The organism is Hypericibacter sp., assembly GCF_050729195.1.
In the GTDB taxonomy this organism is placed as follows: Bacteria; Pseudomonadota; Alphaproteobacteria; order Dongiales; family Dongiaceae; genus Hypericibacter.
The window spans coordinates 1-20878 of sequence record NZ_JBOHKS010000113.1; the positions used below are offsets into that span (position 1 = coordinate 1).

A 20878-nucleotide genomic window follows, 5' to 3' on the forward strand; every position below is an offset into this window, starting at 1 on the left:
TTCTCCCAGCGCCATGCGGTGCTGATCGACCAGGAGAACGAGGACGAATATCTGCCGGTCAACAATATCCGCGAGAAGCAGGCCAAGCTCGAGGTGATCGACAGCCCGCTCTCGGAAGCCGGCGTGCTGGGCTTCGAGTATGGCTACAGCCTGGCCGAGCCGCGGGCCCTGGTGCTGTGGGAAGCGCAGTTCGGCGATTTCGCCAACGGCGCGCAGGTGATCGTCGACCAGTTCGTCAGCTCGGGCGAAAGCAAATGGCTGCGCATGTCGGGCCTGGTGATGCTGCTGCCCCATGGCTATGAAGGCCAGGGTCCGGAGCATTCTTCGGCCCGCCTCGAGCGTTATCTGCAGCTCTGCGCCGAGGACAATATGCAGGTGGTGAACTGCACCACGCCCTCGAACTATTTCCACGTGCTGCGCCGGCAGCTGCATCGCAATTTCCGCAAGCCCCTGATCGCGATGACGCCGAAATCGCTGCTCCGGCACAAGCTCGCCGTGTCCAAGCTCGAGCATATGAGCACCGGCACCAGCTTCCATCGCGTGCTCCATGACGAAGCGCATGGCAAGCTGGCCGCCGATCGCGACATCCGCCGCGTCGTGCTCTGCTCCGGCAAGGTCTATTACGACATCCATGAGGAGCGCGAGAAGCAGGGGCTCAAGGACGTCTATATCCTGCGCCTCGAGCAGCTCTATCCGTTCCCGGACAAGGCGCTGAAGGGCGAGCTGCAGCGCTTCTCGCCCGACATCCAGATCACCTGGTGCCAGGAGGAGCCTAAGAATATGGGCGCCTGGTCCTTCGCCGCGCCCGAGGTCGAACGGGTGATGGGCGAAGCCGGCATCCGCCAGCCGCGCCTGACCTATTCGGGACGTCCGTCCTCGGCATCGCCCGCCACCGGTCTCCTCAAGCGTCATATCAAGGAGCAGGCCCATCTGGTGGCCGAGGCTCTGGGTTTGACCACCGCCTAGCTTTCCAATGAAATAGGGCCTCCGGGTCCCCTTTTGACGATTGCCACGAGGTTCCCATGGCCACAGACATTGTCGTTCCCGCGCTGGGCGAGTCGGTCACCGAGGCGACCATCGCCAAGTGGCTGAAGCAGGTGGGCGACAAGGTTGCGGTCGATGAGCCGCTGGTCGAGCTCGAGACCGACAAGGTCTCGCTCGAGGTCTATGCCACCAAGGCGGGGACGCTTTCCGAGATCAGGGCCAAGACCGGCGACACGGTCGAGGTCGGTGCCATCGTCGGCGTGATCGGCGACGGCGCGGCGGCGACTGCCGCGGCCCCGGCCGCAGGCCCCACGCCGATCGTGCCGAAAACCCCACCCGGCCCGCCGCCGCAAGCCGCCGCTCCGGCACCGCAGGCTGCAGCCGCTTCGCCCGAGACCGTCCAGCCGGCGCCGCCGACCGAGGCGCTGCCGGTGACGCCGCAACCCGACCGCCTGGCGCCGGCCGTGCGCAAGCTGGTCGAAGAGAACAAGCTGGTGCCGGACCAGATTCCGGCGACCGGCAAGACCGGCCGCATCACCAAGACCGACGTGCTGGGCTATCTCGAGCGCGAAGGCCGTCTCGCGGCGCCGGTCCAGATACCCACTCCGGCGGGGGCCGCCGCTCCGGCGCCCATCGCCGCGCCGGCCCCGGCAGGGGCCGCCCCGCGCGAGGAGCGGGTGCGCATGACCCGTCTGCGCAAGCGCATCGCCGAGCGTCTCAAGCAGGCCCAGAACAATGCCGCCATGCTCACCACCTTCAACGAGGTGGACATGACGAACCTGCTGGCCGTGCGCAGCCACTACAAGGACGCCTTCGAGAAGAAGCATGGCGTGAAGCTCGGCTTCATGTCCTTCTTCGTGAAGGCGGCGATCATGGCGCTCAAGGAAATCCCGGCCGTCAATGGCGAGATCGACGGCGAGGAGATCGTCTACAAGAATCACTACGACATCGGCGTGGCCGTCGGCACCGAGCAGGGGCTGGTGGTGCCGGTGATACGCGATGCCGACCGGATGAGCTTCGCGGATATCGAGCTGAAGATCGCCGATTTCGGCAAGCGCGCCCGCGACGGCAAGTTGACGCTGGACGAGCTCCAGGGCGGCACCTTCACCATCTCCAACGGCGGCGTCTATGGCTCGCTCATGTCGACGCCGATCCTCAATCCGCCGCAGTCGGGCATCCTCGGCATGCACAAGACCCAGGACCGGCCGGTGGCGATCGCCGGCAAGGTCGAGATCCGGCCGATGATGTATCTGGCGCTCTCCTACGATCACCGCATCGTCGATGGCCGCGAGGCCGTCACCTTCCTGGTGCGGCTCAAGGAAGGCATCGAGGATCCGCAGCGGATGCTGCTGGAGATCTGAGATTTTCGGAGGCCCGAGGGGGACATGAAGAAGACGACGAAACGCGCGCGCGCCGGCGCTGCCAAGCCGGCGCCCCGGTCCGCGACAGCCAAGTCAGCCGCCGCCAAAGCCAAGGTCAAGCCTGCCACGGCGAAGAAAGCCGCGAAGGGCAAGCCCACCAAGACCCCGGCCAAACGCCGCATCCCGCATTACCGCCAGACCACCGACTTCACCTGCGGGCCCTCCTCGGTGCTGATGTCGATGCGCGCCATCGATCCCAAGGCGCCGTTCGACCGGGCCAGCGAGCTCCAGCTCTGGCGCGAGGCGACCTCGGTCTTCTCCGGCCCCTCGGGCGGCCATGGCGGCTGCAGCCCGGTGGCGCTGGCGCTGGCCTTGAGCCGGCGCGGCTACAAGGCCGAGGTCCATATCAATCACCGCGACGTGTTCCTGGGCGAGCGGACCCGCTCGGCCGAGCGTAAGGAAGTCATGCGCGTCCTGCAGGAGCGGGATCTGGCCGAGGCCGCGCGCCAGGGCATCCCGATCCATTACGAGATGGCCTCGCAGGCCAAGCTCGAGGAGCGCTTCCGGCAGGGCATGATCCCGATCATGCTGGTCAGCACCAACTACATCCATGGCGACCATGTCGCCCATTGGCTGGTGGTGACCGGCTTCGATGCCGAGAATGTCTATGTGAACGATCCCTGGGTCGCGGTCGACAAGGGCAAGACGCCCAAGGACATGACCGACTTCCCGGTGCCGCGCGGCGCCTTCGAGCGCATGACCTGCTACGGCAAGCAACGCGAAAGGGCCTGCGTCCTGGTCGGGCGCTGAGGTCCCTTTCTTCCTTTATCGACGAGAGATTCCATGGCGGACACGACCTACGATCTGGTGATCATCGGCGGCGGGGTGGCGGGCTATGTCGCCGCGATCCGCGCCAGCCAGCTCGGGATCAAGACGGCCTGCGTCGAGATGCGCGGCCGGCTGGGCGGCACCTGCCTCAATGTCGGCTGCATCCCCTCCAAGGCGCTGCTGCAATCCTCGGAGATCTATGAGGAGACCAAGTCGCATCTGGCCGTTCATGGCGTCGGCGTCGGCAATGTCTCGCTCGATCTGGCCGCCATGCTCGGGCGCAAGGACAAGGTGGTCGAGGACTTGACCAAGGGCGTCGAGTTCCTGTTCCGCAAGAACAAGGTGGATTACATCAAGGGCCGCGGCCGCATCGCCGGCCATGGCCGCGTCGAGGTGGCGCTCGAGGGCGGCGGCAACCAGTCGCTCACCGCGAAAAGCATCTGCATCGCCACGGGCTCGGAATCCTCGCCGCTGCCGGGCATCACCGTCGACGAGAAGCGCATCGTCACCTCGACCGGCGCGCTCTCGCTCAATCCCGTGCCGGGCCATCTGATCGTGATCGGCGCCGGCTATATCGGGCTCGAGATGGGCTCGGTCTGGCGCCGGCTCGGATCGAAGGTCACCGTCGTCGAGTATCTCGACCGCATCCTGCCGGGCATGGATGGCGAGATCGCCAAGTCGTTCCAGCGCATCCTGCAGAAGCAGGGCTTCGAGTTCCGGCTGGGCATGAAGGTCACGGGCGCGGAAGCGGGCGCCAACGGCGTGAAGCTCTCCATGGTCACGGCGGCCGGCGGCGATGCCGCCTCGCTCGATGCCGACGTGGTGTTGCTCTGCGTCGGCCGGCGTGCCTTTACCGAGGGCCTCGGGCTCGAGACCGTGAGCGTGGCGAAGGACGAGCGGGGCCGCATCAAGACCGATCGCCATTTCGCCACCAACGTACCTGGCATCTACGCGATCGGCGACGTGATCGCCGGGCCGATGCTGGCGCACAAGTCGGAGGAGGAAGGGATCGCGCTGGCCGAGATCCTGGCGGGCCAGGCGGGTCATGTGAATTACGAGACCGTGCCGGGCGTGGTCTATACGCACCCGGAGGTCGCGACCGTCGGCAAGACCGAGGAAGAGCTCAAGGCCGCGGGCGTCGCCTACAAGGTCGGCAAGTTCCCGATTACCGCCAACAGCCGCGCGCGCTGTGCCGGCGACACCGAGGGCCTGGTCAAGATCATCGCCGACGCCAAGACCGACCGGCTCCTCGGCTGCCACATCATCTCGGCCGACGCCGGCACGATGATCCATGAGGCGGTGATGGCAATGGAGTTCCAGGCCTCGGCCGAGGACGTCGCCCGCGCCTTCCATGCGCACCCGACCTTGAACGAAGCGGTCAAGGAAGCGGCCTTGGCGGTCGACGGGCGGGCCATCCATATCTGAGCGGCGGAGCGCCCCGTCACGAAGGGAACAGGGCGCCTCTTAAGCCGTTGATGGGCTTGGCTGCCTTGCCATAATAGCCTTACATTAGGAAGGGGCGCCCTATCTATGAGGGCGCTGGCGCTTGCCGTCCTGATCCGTTGGCGGAGTCTTCCGCGGGGCGGGTCCCCTAGGTCGAACTGCGTCAATCCGGAATGGGAGTTCCGAGACCTGTGCCGAACCGAATCAAAGAACGCCGCAGGGAACGCCTCTCGTCCCATATCCTCGCCACCTTGCAGCAGGAAAAGAGAAGCTACCGGTCCGGCCGCGAGGCGGAAACGGGCGCGCTGATCGCATCCTACAATGTCCATAAATGCGTCGGCATGGATCAGCGCTTCGATCCGGCCCGCGTCGAGGCCGTGATCGGCGAGATCGGCGCCGACATCATCGCCCTGCAGGAAGCCGACCAGCGGTTCGGCAGCCGGGAAGGCCTCCTCGACCTGGCACGGCTGGAGCGCGAGAACGGTCTCGTTCCGGTGCAGGTGAAGGGCCATCCGAAATGCCATGGCTGGCACGGCAATGTTCTTCTGTTCCGCGAAGGCAGCGTCAGTCATGTGCATCAGATCGCCCTGCCCGGCGTCGAGCCGCGCGGCGCGCTGGTGGTGGATGTGGATTTGAAGGCCGGTCCCTTGCGCGTCGTGGCGGCCCATCTGGGATTGCTGCGGCGGTCGCGCATCCGGCAGGCCGAGGCCATCGTGACGGCGGTCGCGGCGCGGGGCGAACGGCCCACGCTGCTCCTGGGCGATCTCAATGAGTGGCGGGTGGGACGGCGCTCCTCGCTCGAAAATCTGCACCCCGAATTCGGACCCCTGACCGCGCATCTGCCGAGCTTCCCTTCGCGCTTCCCCCTCTTTGCGCTGGATCGGATCCTGGGGAGTCCCCATGATCTGATCACCGGCATCGAAGTGCATGACACGCCGCTGGCCCGGGTCGCTTCGGATCACCTGCCGATCAAGGCCCATATCGACCTGAAGCATCTGACATCGACGGCACCTTCCTCGAAGGGCAAGATCGCCGCCTGACGGTGCCAGGGAGGTCGGTCTCTTCTTCGAAACCAAGGAAGGGCTGACCCACGAGGTAGAATGCAACTGGTTCTCCTGGCTCTCGTTGCATTGGCCGGACTGTTTCTGGCTTCATATCTCGCGCTGCTCTCCTACAGCCGTTTCATCGAGCGGGCGAGCGGAAAGCCCGCCATCGCGCTGCCCGTTGCCGAGGACGCAATGCCGCTCGACAAGCTGGTGGCGCCGCTGACCGCGCAGCACGAGGGCGAGACCGGTCTGATCCTGCTGCCCGGCAATCTCGATGCCTTCGCCGTCCGCGCGCTGGCCGCCCGGCAGGCGGGCCGCAGCCTGGATCTGCAATATTACCTCTGGCAGGGCGACCTGACCGGCCGCCTGCTCGCCGCCGAGATCATCGCCGCGGCCGACCGCGGCGTGCGGGTCCGCCTGCTCCTCGACGACATCAACACCCATCGCTATGACCGCTCCTATCTGGCGCTCAATGCCCATCCGAACATTTTCGTCCGCCTGTTCAATCCGAGCCTGACGCGCGGCGGCACGCTTCGACGGGGGCTCGAGATGATGCTGCGCGCCGTCAGGTTCACGCGACGCATGCACAACAAGGCCTGGATCACCGACGGCCGGATCGCCGTCATCGGCGGCCGCAACATCGGCGACGCCTATTTCGATGCGGGCCAGAATGCGAACTTCCGCGACCTCGATCTGCTGGCCCTGGGTCCGGCGGTCCGGCAGGCCGAGGCGGTTTTCGACAAATATTGGAACAGCAGGGCCGTCATTCCCATCGGCGCCCTGGGCCGGCAGCGCAAACGGGGCCTGCGCAAGCTCCGGCGGCGGCTGGCGGCGCTGACGGCCGACGAGGCCTCGCGGCCCTATCTCAAGCGCGTCGAGGAACAGGCCACGATCCGCGACCTGTTGTCAGGCAAGGGACGGATTCACTGGACGGCGACGGCAAGAATCGTCGCGGATCCGCCGGGGAAAGTGAAAGGGACGGGCCAGAAAAACTGGCTGATGCCCGTGATCCGGCCGCTGCTCATGTCGGCGACGGCGGATCTCGAAATCATCTCCCCCTATTTCATTCCCGGGGGCGCCGGAACCGCCCAGCTCATCGATCTGGCGAAGAAAGGCGTCAGGGTCTCCGTGCTGACGAACTCGCTCGCCGCAACCGACGTGATCGCCGTCCATGGCGCCTATGCCCGTTGCCGGCGGCCGCTGCTCGAGGGTGGGGTTGGTTTGTTCGAGCTCAAGCCCTATGACGAGCGCCGCCGCAACTCGCTGTTCGGATCGCGCAGTGCCCGGCTCCATACCAAGGCCTTCACGGTGGACGACCGGCTGGGCTTCGTCGGGTCCATGAATTTCGACCCGCGCTCGGAATCGCTCAATACCGAGATGGGTGTGGTCTTCGAGCATGAGGGGCTGGTCCGGGAGATCCGCAAGATCTTCGCCAACGAGACCTCGCCGCAGAAGAGCTATCGCATCGGGCTCGATCGCGGCCACGTCACCTGGCAGGACGGCGCGCCCGGCGCGGTCACGATCCTTCGCGACGAGCCGGAAGCTGCCCTCGGGCGAAAACTGCTGGCAAGGCTCATCGCCTTCCTGCCGATCGAATCGCAGCTCTAAAGCGCCGCGGTATCGATGATCATGAAATCGAGATCGCGCAGATAATGCGCGCCGAGCTTCTCGTAGAAGGCGGCCGCGAGCTTGTTCGGTTTATAAACCGCCCAGAACAGCAGGCCCGCCTGTTTCTCGCGGCCGATCCGTGCGGCTTCGGCCATGAGTGCCCGTCCGGCCCCCAGCCCGCGCGCCGCGGGCTCGACCCAGAGATCGGCGATGAACATCATCCGCGCCGCGGCATCGGCGTCGTAACCGAAATGGTAATGGAGATAGCCGACCGGGCGGCCGTCCTGCTCGGCGATCAGGCCGCTGAAGGCCGGATTGGGGCCGAAGCCGTCGCGGCGAAAAGCCTCGGCATCGAACCGGAAGTCGGTCATGTCGCCGAGATTGCGCAGATAGGCGGCGAAGGCGCCGGCCATGCGGCCCACGGCCTCGGCATCCTCGATGCGGCTCGCCCGAATATGGAGCGTTTTCGCCACGGCGCCTCACTCAGTTATTCTGGATGGCGTCGATCGCGGCAACGGTGAGAACGTCGAGAATCACGTTGGTCGCGGCTTGGACCAGCAGGACCTTGTCATCCACGATCACGAGCCGTTGGCTGGAGGGACGCGGTGGCAGCTGCATCGAGAGATCGTTGGGCAGAGATCTTGCTTCGAGGCCTGGCGGCAAGGATCCGTTGCGGACCAATTGCTTGTAGAGGCCCGGCGGTAGCGTGCCCTTCTTGGCGAGCCCTGGCGGCAACTCCTTGTTCTTGTGCTTGTTGCCATTGTTGCGATTGTCTGCATCCCATTCTTCATAGTGTTGCTGATAGTAGCTGGCGATCAGCCGGCGCTCGATTTCGGTCAAGATAATCTCGCCGACCGAATCGTCGGCCCGAACGACAGGGATCCTGATCGATATGAGGCAGACCGCGGCAAAGGCAGCCGTCAAGAGGGTACGACGTTTCATCAGGCCCTCCGGTTTGCGCCGCGCCGCGCGCGGGGATGGGCATCATTGTAGAGCTTCATCAGTGCTGTGCCGTCCACTTCGGTATAGCGCTGGGTGGTGCTGAGCGAGCTGTGGCCCAGCAGCTCCTGGATCGTGCGCAGGTCGCCGCCGCCGGCCAGGAGATGGGTGGCGAAGCTGTGGCGCAGCGCGTGCGGCGTGGCGCTGTCGGGCAGACCCAGCAAGTCCCGCAGGCGCGCCAGCTCGCGCTGGGCCACGCGCGCGCTCAACCGGTCGCCGCGCGCGCCGACGAAGAGCGGATCCCCTTTGGCGGCGCCGAACGGACAGGCGCCCGCATATTCGGTGAGGGCGGCACGAATCTCGGGCAGCAGCGGCACGCGGCGTTGCTTCGAGCCCTTGCCGGTGACGACCAGTTCCGTCATCGCCTGGGCGTTGCCGGCCGGCAGATCGCGGCGATCGAGCGAGAGAGCCTCGGCGATACGCAAGCCCGCGCCATAAAGCAGCATGAAGAGGGCCCGGTCGCGCAGCGCGATCCATGGCGAGCTCGCATAGATTCCGGCCTCGTCGACGACATCCTGGGCTTCGGCCGCGGACAGCGCCTTGGGAAGGGAGCGCGGCAGGCGGGGCGGGCGCAGGGTTCCCAGCGCCGCGTTCTCCACCAGCCCGCGTTTTGCCAGGAACCGGAACAGGCTCTTGAGCGCGGAGATCGCCCGCGCGTTCGATGCCGCCACGAGTCCCCGCGCGCTCGAGCGCGCCAGCCAGCCGCGGAAATCGCCGCGCTCGAGCTGGCGCAGATCCCCGAGGCCGGGCGCATGGCCGCGATGCTCGGTCAGGAAACGCAGGAAGCTGGCGACATCGCGGCGATAGGCGGCAACGCTGTGCGGCGAGGCGCGGCGCTCATGGGTGAGCCAGGCGGTCCAGTCCTCGACGGCGGTTGCCAGCGCCGGCTCGAGCGTCAGCCTCAGCGGGTCGAGCTCAGCCACGACCGCACGCAATGTTCGAGAATGCGCGCGAGGAATCCCAGGAGCTCGGTGCCCTGGCCGGAATCGAAATAACCCGGATGGCGTGTGCCGAAGGCGATCAAGCCCTGCGGCATCTCCTCGCCGAATGTCAGCCGGAGCAACGCGTCCGAACGCACCAGGCCGGCCCCGCCGCCGAAGAGCGCGGGGTCGCCCGTCACCTCGTCGCGCAGCAGCACCTCATGCTCGCGCCCGATGAGCTGGTCGACGGCACCGCGATCGAGCAGCTGGACGCCCTCCATCCGGCTCGGTTCCGTCAGGCCTTGGCTGCGCTCGAGGCAGAGCGTCACCACATCGACGTCGAGGATGACGGCGAGGTCGGTCGTCACGATCTCGATCAGGTTGGTCAGGCTCTTCGCATCGAGCAGCGCCAGGGCGGCACGATGGACGCGGGTCTGGGTCGCGAGATTGTCGCGGCTGTTGGAGAGGAGATCGTCCTGATCGCCGCGCAGCCGCTGCAGCTCGCGGCGGAGTTTTTCCACCATGAATTGCTGCAGGTCGACCACGCCGTCGCCGGAGCGCCGGTCGGGCAGCTTCAGCCCGTCGAGCAGGTCGGGATGCTGCGTCAGGAAATCGGGATGGCGCTGCAGATAATCCATCACCTCGGCGGCGGTGAGGCGGGCCCCCCGCGACGTGCCCGATGCCGTGCCGCCGGGTCCCGTGGCTTCACGGGTGCGGCCGGCGGCGTCCTCGGGCGTCTGGGTCATGATGCTGCGTTGCGCTCCCTAAAGAATCGCCAAGTTTTACAGAATCGTTTGCCCGGTCTTGGCCCAATCGGCGAGGAATGCGGCCAGACCCTTGTCGGTCAGCGGATGATTGAACATCTGGCGCAGCACCGCCGGCGGCAGGGTCGCGACGTCGGCGCCCATCTTCGCCGACTGGATCACATGGATCGGATGGCGCACCGAGGCGACCAGCACCTCGGTCCGGATGCTGTCATAGGCGTGGTAGATCTGGACGATCTCTTCGATCAGCTCCATGCCGTCGCTGCCGACATCGTCCAGCCGGCCGACGAAGGGCGAGATGAAGCTGGCATCCGCCTTGGCGGCGAGCAGCGCCTGCGCGGCCGAGAAGCAAAGCGTCACATTGACCATGATGCCTTCGGTGCGAAGCGCCTTGCAGGTCTTGAGACCGTCCGGGGTGAGCGGCACCTTGACGCAGACATTGTCGGCGATCTTGGCGAGCTTGCGGCCCTCGGCCAGCATCTTGGCATGCTCGGTCGCGGTCACCTCGGCGCTGACCGGCCCCTCGACCACGGCGCAGATCTCCTTCACAACCTCGATGAAGTTGCGCCCGGACTTGTGGATCAGCGAAGGATTGGTGGTGACGCCGTCGACCAGGCCGGTGGCGGCCAGGTCGCGGATCTCGGCGATGTCGGCGGTGTCGATGAAGAACTTCATGCGGAGCGGTTCCAGAATCCCTAGGTAGAAGGCGGCGGGGGCGCCGACACTGCCGGCCTGATTGGCCGACTCGGGCCAGCCCTCCTTAGACTGTATCTTTCCAGAGTGTAGCCGATGGCGGAATCAGGCACCAGTTCGAGCCCCGGGCAGATTGGCGCAGCGCGCAGCGTGAGCGTACTGCTGCCTTTGCCCCTGGCCGGCGCCTATGACTATCGGGTGCCGCCGGAGATCGAACTCGAAGCGGGCGATTTCGTCATCGTACCGCTCGGCCGGCGCGAAACGGTGGGCGTTGTGTGGGGCGCGGGCAGCGGCGAGATCGATCCGAAGCGGCTGAAGGATGTCGCCGAGCGGCTCGAGGCGCCCCGCATGCCGGCGGCGGTCCGGCGTTTCGTCGACTGGGTCGCGGGCTATTCGATGGCGGCGCCCGGCGCCGTCCTGCGCATGGCGATGAGCGTCTCGGCCGCCCTGGAGCCGCCGCGGGTCCTGACCGGCTATCGATTCGTATCGGCCGTCGACCTGCCGGCGCGCATGACCGAGGCGCGTCAGCGCGTGGTCGATGTGCTGAAGGACGGCCCCCCGCGGCTCCTCTCCGAGCTGGCGCGCGAGGCCGGCTGCTCGACCGGCGTGATCAAGGGGCTGGTCGATGCCGGCGTGGTCGAGACCGTCGAACTGCCGGCGCGCATGAGCCCGCCGGTGCCCGATTGGCAGCTGCCGGGCCCGACGCTCGAGCCGGCGCAGGCGCAGGCCGTGCAGACCTTGCGCGACAGCGTGACCAAGGGCGGCTTCTCCACGACCCTGATCGACGGTGTCACCGGGGCCGGCAAGACCGAGGTCTATTTCGAGGCGATCGCGGCAGCACTCGAGGCCGGCCATCAGGTGCTGGTGCTGCTGCCGGAGATCGCGCTCTCGGCGCAATGGCTCGGCCGCTTCGAGCAGCGCTTCGGTGCGAAGCCGGCGCAATGGCATTCCGATCTGGGCAGCGCCGAGCGGCGCTGGACCTGGCGCGCCGTCGCCGAAGGCGAAGTGCGCCTCGTGGTCGGCGCGCGCTCGGCACTGTTCCTGCCCTTTTCGGACTTGGGCCTCATCGTCGTCGATGAGGAACATGAGTCCGCCTTCAAGCAGGAGGATGGCGTCATCTACCAGGCGCGCGACATGGCGGTGGTGCGCGCGCATCAGGGACAGTTTCCGGTGCTGTTGGTCTCGGCCACGCCCTCGCTCGAGACCGTGCAGAATGTGGCCACGGCGCGCTATGGCGCGGTCCATCTGCCCGACCGCCATGGCGGCGCCAGCCTGCCGCGGATTTCAACCATCGATCTGCGGCGCGATCCGCCGGCGCGCCAGAGCTGGATCTCGCCGCCCCTGCGCAAGGCCCTGGCCGAGACGCTCGCCGGCGGCGAGCAGGCGTTGTTGTTCTTGAACCGGCGCGGCTATGCGCCGCTCACGCTCTGCCGGACCTGCGGCCATCGGCTGCAATGCCCGCACTGCACCGCCTGGCTGGTGGAGCATCGCTTCCGCGCAAGGCTGCAATGCCATCATTGCGGTTATATGGCGGAGCTGCCGCCGGCCTGCCCGGCCTGCAACGCCGTCGACAGCTTCGCCGCCTGCGGACCCGGCGTCGAGCGGCTGGCGGAGGAGGTGGTGGCGCTCCATCCCGAGGCGCGGCTCGCGGTCATGACCAGCGACACCGTGTTCTCGGTTCGGGCCGCCGAGGAAATGGTCCGGCGGATCCAGGCCCATGAGGTCGATCTCCTGATTGGGACCCAGATCGTCGCCAAGGGCCATCATTTCCCGATGCTGACCCTGGTGGGGGTGGTCGATGCCGATCTGGGGCTGAGCGGCGGCGATCTCCGGGCGGCCGAGCGGACTTATCAGCTTCTGCATCAGGTGGCGGGCCGCGCAGGGCGGGCCGAACGTCCGGGCCAGGTTCTTCTCCAGACCTTCAATCCCACCGATCCGGTGATGCAGGCGCTGGTGAGCGACGATCGCGACAATTTTCTGGCGTTGGAAGCGAAAGACCGCCAGCGCACCGGCATGCCGCCTTTCGGCCGGCTGGCGGCCCTGATTTTGTCGGGCGACAGTCCCGAGGCGGTCGATCGGTTGGCGCGCGAGGTCGCGGTCCGGGCCCCCCATTTCGAGGGCGTCACCGTCTTCGGGCCGGTCCCGGCACCGCTCGCTTTGTTGCGCGGGCGCCATCGCCGCCGCTTCCTGATGAAATGCCGGCGTGACCTGGCGCCCCAGCCGCTGATCCGGGATTGGCTGGCGCCGATCAAGCTGACCGGCTCGCTCCGGCTCCAGGTCGATATCGATCCCTACAGCTTCTTCTGAAAATGCGCTGTCGGGAGCGGCAAAAAGGCGCGGCCAAACCGCTCGCCGCGAGAAGCGTCGCAAAAGAGCAAAGCGGCTGAAATCAAGCGGTTTTCCATAGGGGCTCGCGGGCGGCCTGGGGCCATTGCATGGCTTAGCCAGCTATGTTATTCACCGCCCGCCCCGCGGCGTGGCCGGAACCGGTCGCGCCCGCGCGGGTGAAACATTGCCGGTTGCGGGCTTTTGGGAAGAGGCTCGCATTTTCAGGGTAACGACGGGGATCGAGAAACGTGGCAGCCGGAGGCACTGGCTCAGGCGGTCTGGCGGCGCGCTACGCCACCGCGCTCTTTGAACTGGCCGACGAGAAGAAGCAGCTCGACGAGGTCGCGAAGGACCTGCGCGAGCTGAAGGCGATGCTGGCCGAGAGCGCCGATCTGCGCCACCTCATCCGCAATCCCATGCTGTCGCGCGTCGATCAGGGTCGCGCGATGCAGGCCTTGCTCGACAAGTCCGGGGCCTCGGCGCTGATGCAGCGTTTCGTCGGGCTGGTGGCGCAGAACCGCCGCCTGTTCGTTCTTCCCGAGATCATCGAAGCCTATCTGGCCGAGCTCGCGCATCGTCGCGGCGAGGCCAGTGCCCAGGTGGTGTCGGCGCAGCCGCTCGACGAGCGTCAGCGCCAGGCGGTCACCGAGGCATTGAAGCGCGTCACGGGCGGCAAGGTTGCCGTGGATCTCAAGGTCGATCCGAGCCTGCTCGGCGGCCTGGTGGTCAAGGTCGGCAGCCGCCTCGTGGACAGCTCGCTCAAAACCAAACTGCAAAGACTGCAACTCGCGATGAAAGGGGTTGAGTGATGGAAATCCGCGCCGCGGAAATTTCCGCGATCCTCAAGCAGCAGATCGAGAATTTCGGCAATGAAGCCGACGTGGCCGAGGTCGGCACGGTGCTCTCGGTCGGCGACGGCGTGGCCCGCGTTCACGGCCTCGACAAGATCCAGGCCGGCGAAATGGTGGAGTTCCCGGGCGGCATCCGCGGCCTGGCCCTCAACCTCGAAACCGACAATGTCGGCGTGGTGATCTTCGGCGACGACCGCGACATCAAGGAAGGCGACCTGGTGAAGCGCACCGGCGCCATCGTCGACGTGCCGGTGGGCAAAGGCTTGCTGGGCCGCGTGGTCGATGGCCTCGGCAATCCGATCGACGGCAAGGGCCCGCTGACCGACGTCAAGCGCATGCGCGTCGAAGTGAAGGCGCCCGGCATCATCCCGAGAAAGTCGGTGCATGAGCCGGTGCAGACGGGCCTCAAGGCCATCGACAGCCTGGTGCCGGTCGGTCGCGGCCAGCGCGAGCTCATCATCGGCGACCGCCAGACCGGCAAGACCGCCGTCATCATCGACACCATCCTGAACCAGAAGGCGATCAACGCCGGCGGCGACGAATCCAAGAAGCTCTATTGCGTCTATGTCGCGATCGGCCAGAAGCGCTCGACCGTGGCGCAGATCGTGAAGACGCTCGAAGACAACGGCGCGCTGGAATATTCGATCGTCGTGGCTGCCACCGCGTCGGAGCCGGCGCCGCTGCAATATCTGGCGCCCTATACCGGCTGCACGATGGGCGAGTTCTTCCGCGACAACGGCATGCATGCCGTCATCTTCTATGACGACCTGTCCAAGCAGGCCGTCGCCTACCGCCAGATGTCGCTCCTCCTGCGCCGTCCGCCAGGACGCGAGGCCTATCCGGGCGACGTGTTCTATCTGCATTCCCGCCTGCTCGAGCGCGCCGCGAAGATGAACGATCAGAACGGCGCGGGCTCGTTGACGGCGCTGCCCGTGATCGAGACCCAGGCCGGCGACGTCTCGGCCTATATTCCGACCAACGTGATCTCGATCACCGACGGCCAGATCTTCCTCGAGACGACGCTCTTCTATCGAGGCATCCGCCCCGCCATCAATGTCGGCCTGTCGGTGAGCCGCGTCGGCTCGGCCGCGCAGATCAAGGCGATGAAGCAGGTCGCCGGCCGCATCAAGCTCGAGCTGGCGCAATACCGCGAAATGGCGGCCTTCGCCCAGTTCGCTTCCGACCTCGACGCCTCGACCCAGCGCCTGCTGTCGCGCGGCGCGCGCCTGACCGAGGTGCTGAAGCAGGGTCAGTTCCAGCCGATGCCGGTCGAGGAGCAGGTGGTTTCGATCTTCGCCGGAGTCCGCGGCTATCTGGACACGGTCAAGGTCGAGGACGTGACCCGGTTCGAGAAGGCCCTGCTGTCGGAGGTGCGCGCCAAGCACCGCGACATCCTCGACGCGATCCGCAACGAGCGCGAGATCAGCAAGGCGACCGAGGACAAGCTCAAGACCTTCTTCGACCAGTTCGTCAAGACGTTCGCCTGACCCGCCTCTCGAACCCGCGATCGGAACCAGCCGGGGCCAACTAGGACATGCCGAACCTCAAGGACCTGAAGGTCCGCATCAACAGCGTGAAATCCACGCAGAAGATCACCTCGGCCATGAAGATGGTCGCGGCGGCGAAGCTGCGCCGCGCCCAGGAACAGGCGGAAGCGGCACGGCCCTACGCCGAGCGCATGGACCGTATGCTGGGTTCGCTGGCCTCGGCCATGGCGGGGCGCGAAGGCGCGCCGGCGCTTCTGGTCGGAACGGGCAAGGATCAGATTCATCTGATCGTGGTCATGACCTCCGACCGTGGCCTTTGCGGCGGCTTCAACTCGACCATTGTGCGCGGCGCGCGCAAGATGATTCGCGAGCTGCTGGCGACGGGGAAGACGGTCAAGATCATCTGTGTCGGCCGCAAAGGCCGCGACCAGCTCCGGCGCGACTATGGCAAGCTCATCATCGAAAGCTTCGACGATGTCGGCCGGCCGCGGCTGAGCTATGCCGATGCCGACCGGATTGCGCATCGGATCACCAGCCTCTATGAGGCCGGCGAGTTCGATGTCTGCACGATCTTCTACAACAAGTTCAAATCGGCGATGACGCAGTACCTCACCGCGCAGCAGCTGATCCCGTTCGTTGGGAGCGGGGCGGTGTCGGCGAGCGACGTCTTCTACGAGTATGAGCCGGATGAACAGGAAATCCTGGCGGAGCTGCTGCCGCGCAATCTCGGCGTCCAGATCTTCCGGGCGCTGCTGGAGAATGCGGCTTCCGAAGAGGGCTCGCGCATGACCGCGATGGACAATGCCACGCGCAATGCCGGCGACATGATCAACAAGCTGACCATCAACTACAACCGCAGCCGCCAGGCCTACATCACCAAGGAGCTGATCGAGATCATCTCCGGGGCAGAGGCGCTTTAATCGACGAACGACGCCACCAGGCGCGCTAGAAGGAGCTATTCATGGCCAAGAATCTCGTCGGCAAGGTCACGCAGGTGCTGGGGGCCGTGGTCGACGTCCATTTCGACGGCGATCTGCCCGCCATTCTGAACGCGCTCACGGTCGAGAATCAGGGCCGTCGCCTCGTGCTCGAGGTGGCGCAGCATCTGGGCGAGAACACGGTGCGCACCGTCGCCATGGACACGACCGACGGTCTGGTGCGTGGCCAGGAAACGCAAGACACGGGCGGCCCGATCTCCGTTCCGGTCGGCCCCGAGACGCTCGGGCGCATCATGAACGTTATCGGCGATTCGGTCGATGAACGCGGACCCGTCACGACGAAGACGAGATACCCGATCCATCGTCCGGCCCCGACCTTCGTGGAACAATCCACGGAATCCCAGGTGCTCGTCACCGGCATCAAGGTCGTCGACCTGCTGGCCCCTTACGCCAAGGGCGGCAAGATCGGCCTGTTCGGCGGTGCCGGCGTTGGCAAGACCGTCATCATCATGGAGCTGATCAACAACATCGCCAAGGCGCATGGCGGCGTATCGGTGTTCGCCGGCGTGGGCGAACGGACCCGCGAGGGCAACGACCTCTATCACGAGATGATCGAATCGGGCGTCATCAAGCTCGACGGTCCCGGTTCCAAGGTGGCGCTGGTCTATGGCCAGATGAACGAGCCGCCGGGAGCGCGTGCCCGCGTCGGCCTCTCGGGTCTCACGGTCGCGGAATATTTCCGCGACGAGGAAGGCCAGGACGTGTTGTTCTTCGTGGACAACATCTTCCGCTTCACCCAGGCGGGCTCCGAAGTGTCGGCGCTCCTGGGCCGCATCCCCTCGGCCGTGGGTTATCAGCCGACGCTGGCGACGGACATGGGCGCGCTCCAGGAGCGCATCACCACCACCAAGAAGGGCTCGATCACGTCGGTGCAGGCCATCTATGTGCCCGCCGACGATCTGACCGACCCGGCGCCGGCCACCAGCTTCGCGCATCTGGATGCGACCACGGTGCTGTCGCGTCAGATTGCCGAGCTGGGCATCTATCCGGCGGTCGATCCGCTCGACTCCACCAGCCGCATTCTCGATCCGCGCGTCGTCGGCGAGGATCACTACGCGGTCGCCCGCGAAGTGCAGCGCGTGCTGCAGAGCTACAAGTCGCTCCAGGACATCATCGCCATTCTGGGCATGGACGAGCTCTCGGAAGAGGACAAAGTGACGGTGGCGCGCGCCCGCAAGATCCAGCGCTTCCTGTCGCAGCCCTTCCATGTCGCCGAGGTCTTCACCGGCTCGCCCGGCAAGTTCGTGAAGCTCGAAGACACCATCAAGGGCTTCAAGGGCATCGTGAAGGGCGACTATGACGATCTGCCCGAGAGTGCCTTCTACATGGTCGGCACCATCGAAGATGCGGTCGAGAAGGGCCGTCAGATGGCGGCCGAGGCCGCCTGAGGCGGCTTTGCGGGAACCAGACCAGGCATAGCGGACCAGAGGCGGAGCCTTCATGGCGGACAAGACGCAGTTCGAGCTGGTGTCGCCCGAGCGCCTTCTCATCTCCAAGGCGGTCGATATGGTCGTCGTGCCGGGGACCGAGGGCGATTTTGGCGTGTTGCCGGACCATGCCCCGCTCATTTCGAGCGTGCGCCCGGGCGTGATCGCCGTTTTCGACGGCGGCCAGGTGACCGACCGGATCTTCGTGGCGGGGGGCTTCGCCGAGGTCACGGGCGAGCGCTGCACGGTCCTGGCGGAGCAGGCCATCCCGTTGGCCGAGCTCGACCGGGGCCGAATCGAGGGTGAGCTCAAGGACGCCCGGGACGACCTGACCGACGCCAAGACCGATACCGACCGGGCGGCGGCCGAGCGGGCCGTGGCCGTGGCCGAGGCAAAAATGGTAGCGGCGACCGAGGGTTCGCCCTACTGAATCCCGGGCGCCCACCCCTCCCCCGGGCGCCGGGGAACCCCCGATAACCGTTTGAGTTAAAAGGTTAAGGTCGATTCCAATCGGTCTTGCGGAACGACGTTGTCGCCCGCAAAATAAGCGTTGCCGAAACGTTAATTCGGCGCCGCGCGGACAAAGCTGGATGGAAAAGCCATGAAGCACTGGACGCTCGACGACATTCCTTGGGATCGGTTCGATCCGTCACTGGTAGATCCGGAATTGTTGCGGATCATAAAGGCGGCGAGCCTCGTCGAATTTAATGGTGGCGATTACGCTGCTTATCTCTGCAACGTCTTTGATGACGATGATTCGTTCCAGGGCGCTGCGCGCAGCTGGGCGGTCGAAGAAGTGCAGCATGGCACGGTGCTCGCGCGTTGGGCCGCGCTCGCCGATCCGAGCTTCGATTTCGACAAGAGCTTCGCGCGCTTCAAGGAAGGTTTCTCGATTCCGGTCAGCGCGACCCATTCGATCCGCGGCTCGCGCGCGGGCGAGCTGGTGGCGCGCTGCATCGTCGAGACCGGCACCAGTTCCTATTACACGGCGCTGATGGAAGCGGCGAAGGAACCGGTGTTGCGCGAGATCTGCCGCAACATCGCGGCCGACGAGCTTCGCCACTACAAGCTCTTCTACAGCCATCTGCGTCGCTATGTGGAGAGTGAGAAGATCGGCCGCTTGCGCCGCGTGCTGGTGGCGCTCAGCCGCATCACCGAGAGCGAGGATGACGAGCTGGCCTACGCCTATTACTCGGCCAACGGCGACGCCAGCATCCCCTATGACCGCCGCCACTGGGCCAACCATTACGCCCGGCGTGCCTATGGCTTCTACCAGCGCCACCATATCGAGCGCGCCATCGCCATGGTGCTGAAGGCGGCGGGGTTGTCGCCGCAGGGCTGGCTGAACCACGGGCTCACCAGTGCGGCCGCCTGGTTCATGGGCTGGCGCGTTCAGCGCCTCTCCCGCGCCGGTTTCTGAGATCCTGCATTGGGGTGGATCGGTCGGCCTCGACAGGCCGCCGGTCCGCCCCTTCTCATTTCACGTCAGCCAGCTTGCGATTCGCTCGGCCACCAACACCGTCGGGATGTTGGTGTTGGCGCGGGGAATCCTCGGCATGATCGAGGCGTCGGCGACATAGCCGTCGGCCAGCCCATGCAGCCGGCCACGCGCATCGACCACGGCGCCTTCATCGGGATCGCTGCCCATGGCGCAGGTTCCGACCGGATGCCAGTAATGCACCACCTGCGAACGGATCCAGGCCTCGAGCCCGCGGCGATCGCCGCGAACGGGGTCTGCAATCGGAGCGCCCAGCAGCGAACCCAAGGGCGGCTGCGCGGCGATCCGCTTGATGATCTCGACGCCGTCGGCCAGCACCGCCAGATCGCCGTCCTCGGCATCGCTCAAATGACGATGATCGATCAGGGGCGCCGCGGCCGGATCCAATGAGGCCAGGCGGACCTCGCCGCGCGAGCGAGGCAGGAGGCCCGCGGCATAGATCTGCCAGCGCCAGGCATCCGAACCGTCGGCCACGCGACCGCCCTCGGAGAAGAGATGGATGTCGAAGCTCTCGGTCGCGAGGCGCGAACGCGCCTTGACGATGACGAGCTCTTCCGGCGTCCAATTGCCGCGCTCGAATACCGCGCTCATCTCTTCGAGCGCGGGCGAGCCCGGAAAGGCGACGGCGACCGCCGGATGATCCTGGAGATTGCGGCCCACGCCCGGGAGCGCGTGCTCGACGCGGATGCCCAAGGGCTCAAGCGCCTTCGGATCGCCGATGCCCGAGCGCAGCAGGATCGCGGGCGATCCATAGGCGCCGGCGGCCAGGATCGTCCGGCGCGCGCGAACGATCGTCGTGACGCCATCGACGATCGCTTCCGCGCCCGCGACGCGGCCGCGCTCGATCAGCAGGCGCACGATCAGGGCGCCGCCCTGGGTGGTCAGGCCGCGCCGGCCGCGCGCCGCGTCGAGATAGGCGAAGGCGGTGTTCCAGCGGATGCCGCGCTGGTTGTTGACCGGGCAATAGGCGACGGCCTCATCCTCGGCCAGATCGTTCATGTCGGCCGAGGCGGGGAAGCCGGCGGCACACGCTGCCTCGAATACCGCGCGCTGATAGGGTGGAATTTCGCTGTTGGCGTAACGCCGGACCTTCAGGCGGCGATCGACCGTCTGCAGCAGCGGCAACACTTCGCCGGCACTCCAGCCGGGATTGCCACTGTCGGCCCAGCCGTCATAGTCCCATTGCGTGCCCCAGACGGCGCTGCAGCCGTTATGCGCGGAGCAGCCGGCGATGACGCGCGCGCGTTCATAGGCGACGCGACGGCCCGGCAGGAACGGGCCGCTGTCATAGCCCCAGTCATGGGAGACCGGCAGGCGGCGCGCATCGAGCAGCTCGCGCGGCCAACGCCCGTCGCGCAAGGGGCCATAGTCGGGCCCGGCCTCGAGCAGCAGGATGCTGTCGCTCGATCGTTCGGCGATGAGTCCGGCGAGCGCGCATCCTGCGGTGCCGCCACCGAGGATGAGCGTGTCCACTTGCGCTGGCATCATGCCGTGAGCCCCCTTATCGACCTTCATGGTGTCGGGCTCCTCTCCCGCGCAAGGAGATGGACCACCTCTTTGAGGCGGCGCCCGATGAAGAGACCCTAGCGAGTTGATGCGTCGATTTGAACCCCATCAAAAGTTTGAGCCGATTTGCGAATTTC

The 20878-nt window shown here is 66.3% G+C and carries 18 protein-coding genes and 1 pseudogene; 13 read left to right on the forward strand and 6 right to left on the reverse strand.

Annotated elements, in window-relative coordinates; translation table 11 throughout:
• From sucA to ACREE8_RS08555, 6 genes and pseudogenes are all read left to right on the forward strand, one after another.
• Positions 1-966, forward strand: a pseudogene (gene sucA, locus ACREE8_RS08530) (2-oxoglutarate dehydrogenase E1 component); the annotation flags it as partial.
• 56 nt (positions 967-1022) lie between these two features.
• Entirely contained in the window at positions 1023-2345 is a 1323-nt protein-coding gene (gene odhB, locus ACREE8_RS08535; RefSeq protein ID WP_431572561.1) for a 2-oxoglutarate dehydrogenase complex dihydrolipoyllysine-residue succinyltransferase, read from the forward strand.
• A gap of 24 nt (positions 2346-2369) precedes the next feature.
• The gene (locus ACREE8_RS08540) at positions 2370-3155 is read left to right on the forward strand and encodes a peptidase C39 family protein (RefSeq protein ID WP_431572562.1); all 786 of its coding nucleotides are present in this window, start codon (positions 2370-2372) and stop codon (positions 3153-3155) included.
• Between the two features lie 33 nt (positions 3156-3188).
• The gene (lpdA, locus tag ACREE8_RS08545) at positions 3189-4598 is read left to right on the forward strand and encodes a dihydrolipoyl dehydrogenase (RefSeq protein WP_431572563.1); all 1410 of its coding nucleotides are present in this window, start codon (positions 3189-3191) and stop codon (positions 4596-4598) included.
• A 209-nt stretch (positions 4599-4807) separates the two neighbouring features.
• Positions 4808-5656, forward strand: coding sequence for an endonuclease/exonuclease/phosphatase family protein (locus ACREE8_RS08550; RefSeq protein WP_431572564.1), 849 nt, complete (start codon positions 4808-4810; stop codon positions 5654-5656).
• Positions 5657-5716: 60 nt separating this feature from the next.
• Positions 5717-7270: a phospholipase D family protein gene (locus ACREE8_RS08555; RefSeq protein WP_431572565.1), complete on the forward strand. Its 1554-nt coding sequence runs from the start codon at positions 5717-5719 to the stop codon at positions 7268-7270.
• Here ACREE8_RS08555 and ACREE8_RS08560 read toward each other — a convergent pair.
• Genes ACREE8_RS08560 through fsa form a run of 5 tightly spaced genes read right to left on the reverse strand, consistent with a single transcriptional unit; the run spans position 7267 to position 10628 of the window.
• Positions 7267-7743, reverse strand: coding sequence for an N-acetyltransferase family protein (locus tag ACREE8_RS08560; RefSeq protein WP_431572566.1), 477 nt, complete (start codon positions 7741-7743; stop codon positions 7267-7269). The genes ACREE8_RS08555 and ACREE8_RS08560 overlap by 4 nt on opposite strands.
• Positions 7744-7753: 10 nt before the next feature.
• Positions 7754-8212 carry a hypothetical protein gene (locus ACREE8_RS08565; protein ID WP_431572567.1) on the reverse strand — a complete coding sequence of 153 codons (459 nt, stop codon included), beginning with the start codon at positions 8210-8212 and terminating at the stop codon, positions 7754-7756.
• On the reverse strand, positions 8212-9192 hold the full coding sequence (locus tag ACREE8_RS08570; protein ID WP_431572568.1) for a tyrosine recombinase XerC: 981 nt from the start codon (positions 9190-9192) through the stop codon (positions 8212-8214). The genes ACREE8_RS08565 and ACREE8_RS08570 overlap by 1 nt, the downstream gene beginning before the upstream one ends.
• The gene (locus ACREE8_RS08575) at positions 9171-9935 is read right to left on the reverse strand and encodes a DUF484 family protein (RefSeq protein WP_431572569.1); all 765 of its coding nucleotides are present in this window, start codon (positions 9933-9935) and stop codon (positions 9171-9173) included. Before ACREE8_RS08575 ends, ACREE8_RS08570 begins: the two co-directional genes overlap by 22 nt.
• A 36-nt stretch (positions 9936-9971) precedes the next feature.
• Entirely contained in the window at positions 9972-10628 is a 657-nt protein-coding gene (gene fsa / locus ACREE8_RS08580) for a fructose-6-phosphate aldolase (RefSeq protein WP_431572570.1), read from the reverse strand.
• 114 nt (positions 10629-10742) lie between these two features.
• Between fsa and ACREE8_RS08585 the strand changes: the two genes are divergently transcribed.
• From ACREE8_RS08585 to ACREE8_RS08615, 7 genes are all read left to right on the forward strand, one after another.
• Entirely contained in the window at positions 10743-12953 is a 2211-nt protein-coding gene (locus tag ACREE8_RS08585) for a primosomal protein N' (protein ID WP_431572571.1), read from the forward strand.
• A 269-nt stretch (positions 12954-13222) separates the two neighbouring features.
• Entirely contained in the window at positions 13223-13783 is a 561-nt protein-coding gene (locus ACREE8_RS08590) for a F0F1 ATP synthase subunit delta (RefSeq protein ID WP_431572572.1), read from the forward strand.
• Positions 13783-15312, forward strand: coding sequence for a F0F1 ATP synthase subunit alpha (gene atpA / locus ACREE8_RS08595; RefSeq protein WP_431572573.1), 1530 nt, complete (start codon positions 13783-13785; stop codon positions 15310-15312). The genes ACREE8_RS08590 and atpA overlap by 1 nt, the downstream gene beginning before the upstream one ends.
• 47 nt (positions 15313-15359) lie before the next feature.
• The gene (locus ACREE8_RS08600; protein ID WP_431572574.1) at positions 15360-16232 is read left to right on the forward strand and encodes a F0F1 ATP synthase subunit gamma; all 873 of its coding nucleotides are present in this window, start codon (positions 15360-15362) and stop codon (positions 16230-16232) included.
• Between the two features lie 41 nt (positions 16233-16273).
• The gene (gene atpD, locus ACREE8_RS08605; protein WP_431572575.1) at positions 16274-17698 is read left to right on the forward strand and encodes a F0F1 ATP synthase subunit beta; all 1425 of its coding nucleotides are present in this window, start codon (positions 16274-16276) and stop codon (positions 17696-17698) included.
• 52 nt (positions 17699-17750) lie between these two features.
• Positions 17751-18167: a F0F1 ATP synthase subunit epsilon gene (locus ACREE8_RS08610; protein WP_431572576.1), complete on the forward strand. Its 417-nt coding sequence runs from the start codon at positions 17751-17753 to the stop codon at positions 18165-18167.
• A 171-nt stretch (positions 18168-18338) separates the two neighbouring features.
• Positions 18339-19157 (forward strand): acyl-ACP desaturase, encoded by an 819-nt coding sequence (locus ACREE8_RS08615; protein WP_431572577.1) that lies wholly within the window; start codon positions 18339-18341, stop codon positions 19155-19157.
• A gap of 60 nt (positions 19158-19217) precedes the next feature.
• Here the strand turns inward: ACREE8_RS08615 and ACREE8_RS08620 are convergent, their stop codons facing one another.
• Complete coding sequence (locus ACREE8_RS08620) at positions 19218-20750, reverse strand: GMC family oxidoreductase (RefSeq protein ID WP_431572578.1); 1533 nt, start codon at positions 20748-20750, stop codon at positions 19218-19220.
• Between the last annotated feature and the right edge of the window lie 128 nt (positions 20751-20878).